The following is a 3,275-nucleotide window of genomic DNA, read 5'->3' as shown; positions in this document are numbered from 1 at the left end:
CTCGGAAAACAATCCCAGCAAAACAACCCCCCAAAAAAGGGAGGTTCATTGCCTCAAAGAAATCCCCACCACCCCCAACAAACAGGAGTGGCACGGGGCGACCCGACCAGAAACAACTGGCCGAGCCGATAAAGGCACTGGCTTTTAACACGCTGTTGAGTTCTCAAGAAACGGACACCCACCGCGCCGAACCCCGCTCCCGCGGACCCCGGCTCCGGGGCGACTCGCTTTTCACTCTACCGATTCCGGCCGGACTGTCAATTTCCGGCTTTTTCGGCAGCGCCGTTCCAGTGCCGCTTGCGCGGCGCCTTCCGGGCGGTGCAGCCATTTCACCAGATCCGGCGCGATTAGCAAAATCGGCCGTTTCCGCACCACCGCAGCACACCGGGCACGGCTGAGCCGTGTCGGTCGGTTCGATGGTGGTTCCCCGGTCGGCCGGCCGCCATGGCAGGCGTCCAGCATCCGTCAGGGGACGAGGGGTTAACCTACGGGGTCGGTGCGGCTTCGTCAAACCGGCGACCCCGGGCCGGACGGCCCCGGTGGAGTTCCGGGATGGTGGGGAACCTGTCGGGGCTGGTAATCATCTATCTACTTGGATTATCCAGCCCACGCACGAGAGGTGCCACCATGGCCTACCCGCCAGCTCCCCCGCCGCCGAACCCCTACGGCGCGGGGAGCCCGCCCCCGAACCACCTTCCCTGGGCGATCGCGACGACGATCCTGTGCTGCCTTCCGGCGGGCGTGGTGTCGATCGTCTTCGCCGCACAGGTCAACTCCAAGTGGCAGGCCGGTGACCACGCCGGCGCGATGAAGGCGTCCAACAACGCGAAGACCTGGGCCATCGTCTCCGCCGTCCTGGGCGTCATCGTCGGTGTCATCTACTTCTTCGTCGCGGTCGCGAGCAGCTCCAGCACCTGATCTCGATGACTTACGGGCGCCGGTCCGCCCTGCGCCAGCCGGGCGGACCCTTCACCGGGCGGCAGGGCGGGCCGCGCGGCCGTTCCGCGGCCGCGGTGGCACTCCGGCTGCTCAGGCCGGGTGGTGTGCTGATCATCACCATCGCGGCCGTCTCCTACATCGCCGCGGTCGACCCGAACGAGCAGGGCCACTATCCGACCTGCCCGTTCCTCGCGCTGACCGGGTTCCAGTGTCCCGGCTGCGGCTCCATGCGCACCATCCACGCGCTTGCCCACGGCCACGTCCAGGACGCCCTCGCGTTGAACGTGCTCACCGTGGCCGTCATCCCCGCGCTGATCTTCTTCTGGTCGCGGTGGGCGCTGGCCCGGGCCAAGGACCGCCCCACCCGCACGAAGGCGGCCCACCCGGCGTTCATCTGGGTGTTCTTCGCGGTCATCCTGCTTTTCTGGCTGGTGCGCAACCTGCCGTTCGGCTCGTTCCTCGCCGCCTGACGCACGAGGCGTTCACTTCGCACCACCCGCCCACGGCACACCCCGGGTTCCCATCGCATGCGCATCGTCCGCGGTTGGACCGGTGTTCACCGCCGGGCGGGTGGTGGGGGCTCACGACGGGTCGGTGAAGGCGGGCGGGCGCTTCTCGAAGTAGGCGCGGACGGCCTCGACCTGGTTGGGGGTGCCGCGCAGTTCGCCGAGCGTCCGGGACTCTTCGATGAACTGGCCGGCCAGGTCGTGGTCCGCCGCGCGGTTGAGGAGGCGTTTGGCGCCGCGTACGGCGTCGGGGCTGTTGGCCGCGATCTCCCGGGCGAGTTCGGTGGCGGCGGCGTGCGGGGCGTCCGCGGTGCGGGTGGCGAGGCCGATCCGCACGGCCTCCTCGCCGCTGATGATGCGGCCGGTGAATGTGAGCTCTTTCGCGACGTCCTCCCCGGTCAGGCGAATGAGCGCGGCGGTGCCCGTCATGTCGGGCACCAGGCCCCAGCGGATCTCCAGGACGGACAGTCTCGCGTCGGGCGCCACAATGCGGATGTCGGCGCCGAGGGCGATCTGCAGGCCGCCGCCGAGGGCGTGGCCGTGGACGGCGGCGATGACGGGCTGCGGCATCTCGCGCCAGACGTGCACGGCCTGCTGGCCGAGGTTCGTGATGCGGCCCGGCTCGCGTGCGGTGATGTCCTGGGCCAGGCGGCGGAACCGGGCGCCGCCCTCGGCGTCCGCGGCGTCGCCGGCCATGGCGGCGAAGTTGGCGAAGTCCAGCCCGGCGCAGAACGAGCGGCCCTCGCCCGACAGGACCACGGCGCGGACGGACGGGTCCCCGGAGAGCGACTCGCCGGTCTCGGCGAGCGCCTCGAACGTGGCGATGTCGAGGGCGTTCAGCTTGTCGGGGCGGTTGAGCCGCACGTCGGCGACTCCCCCATGGACGTGCACGGTCACGCGGTCGGTCATGCCGGGGCTTCCCGTCTGTCGGCGGTCACTTCAGGGCGACGATTCCATGCGCCGCCGCGGCCGGTCGAGAGAGGTGCCGCCCTGGGGCGCGCGGTGCGGTCAGCTGACGGGGACGATCTCCGCGCCGGTGAGCCGGCCGTCGTGGATCTCCAGGATGCCGAGCGTCCCGTGCGGCTGGCGCCGCCGGTCGGTGGGCGAACCCGGGTTGAAGATGCGGACGCCGTCGCCGGTCTCGTCCAGCGGGATGTGCGAATGCCCGAAGACGACGAGGTCCGCCTCGGGGAACCAGCGGCGCATCCGGGCGGTCCGGCCGCGGGCCTGGCCGCTGTCGTGGACCATGGCGACCTTGAGGCCGTCCAGGTCGAGTTCGAGGCGTTCGGGGGCGCCCCACTCGGCGACGTCCGGGCCGTCGTTGTTGCCGAGGACGGCGTGGACGGGCGCGTACCCGGCCAGCTCGTCGAGGACGGCGGCCGTGCACACGTCCCCGGCGTGCAGGATCACGTCGGCGTCCCGCAGGTGCTCGGCCACCCGTGGCGGGCAGGACTTCCAGCGCCGGGGCGCATGGGTGTCGGAGATGGCGACCGCTCTCACGTTCTCCATTCTCACGCGCGGGGGTTCGCGGCGCTCCCGGCGGGGCGGGTGATTTTGCCACCGCGGGGTCGCGACACCCGTGGGAAACAACTGTAAGCCCGGTGTCATTACCGCGTGCTGACCTGCGGAGTTACCCTCGAATTCCCTCGCGTTCGTCCAGGAGGATTCCGGCCGTACGCCCCCGGTCGTTCCGACACGGCGACCCAGCACCGCGAGGGCACTGCGGCCGGGCCCCGAGGAGGATGATCACTCCCTTGCACCGGCCCCGGGGCCCGGCCGTTTCACTTTGTTCTCCAGCGGATGGTCCGGGCCGTCCCCGCGGGCGGGGCG

The 3,275-nt window shown here is 70.6% G+C and carries 4 protein-coding genes; 2 read left to right on the top strand and 2 right to left on the bottom strand.

The window, feature by feature from the left end; all coding sequences use genetic code 11:
• Window positions 1-627: 627 nt before the first annotated feature.
• On the top strand, window positions 628-918 hold the full coding sequence (locus tag E1289_RS36985; protein WP_131988749.1) for a CD225/dispanin family protein: 291 nt from the start codon (window positions 628-630) through the stop codon (window positions 916-918).
• Between the two features lie 5 nt (window positions 919-923).
• Window positions 924-1,409 (top strand): DUF2752 domain-containing protein, encoded by a 486-nt coding sequence (locus E1289_RS36980; RefSeq protein ID WP_243713460.1) that lies wholly within the window; start codon window positions 924-926, stop codon window positions 1,407-1,409.
• A 111-nt stretch (window positions 1,410-1,520) separates the two neighbouring features.
• On the opposite strand, the gene E1289_RS36975 is transcribed toward E1289_RS36980, so the two are convergent.
• Window positions 1,521-2,354, bottom strand: coding sequence for a crotonase/enoyl-CoA hydratase family protein (locus E1289_RS36975; RefSeq protein WP_131988747.1), 834 nt, complete (start codon window positions 2,352-2,354; stop codon window positions 1,521-1,523).
• Window positions 2,355-2,453: 99 nt separating this feature from the next.
• Entirely contained in the window at window positions 2,454-2,954 is a 501-nt protein-coding gene (locus E1289_RS36970; protein WP_243713459.1) for a metallophosphoesterase family protein, read from the bottom strand.
• Between the last annotated feature and the right edge of the window lie 321 nt (window positions 2,955-3,275).

The sequence above is a fragment of the Actinomadura sp. 6K520 genome, assembly GCF_004349245.1.
Taxonomy (GTDB): Bacteria; Actinomycetota; Actinomycetes; order Streptosporangiales; family Streptosporangiaceae; genus Spirillospora.
The sequence above is the reverse complement of the archived record's forward strand: the minus strand, read 5'-3'. Positions and strand labels throughout refer to the sequence as shown.

Excerpts from the sequence above, each read along its gene's own strand:
- E1289_RS36985 (WP_131988749.1), top strand. The coding sequence starts at position 628 with ATGGCCTACCCGCCAGCTCCCCCGCCGCCGAACCCCTACGGCGCGGGG.
- E1289_RS36980 (WP_243713460.1), top strand. The coding sequence starts at position 924 with ATGACTTACGGGCGCCGGTCCGCCCTGCGCCAGCCGGGCGGACCCTTC.
- E1289_RS36975 (WP_131988747.1), bottom strand. The coding sequence starts at position 2,354 with ATGACCGACCGCGTGACCGTGCACGTCCATGGGGGAGTCGCCGACGTG.
- E1289_RS36970 (WP_243713459.1), bottom strand. The coding sequence starts at position 2,954 with ATGGAGAACGTGAGAGCGGTCGCCATCTCCGACACCCATGCGCCCCGG.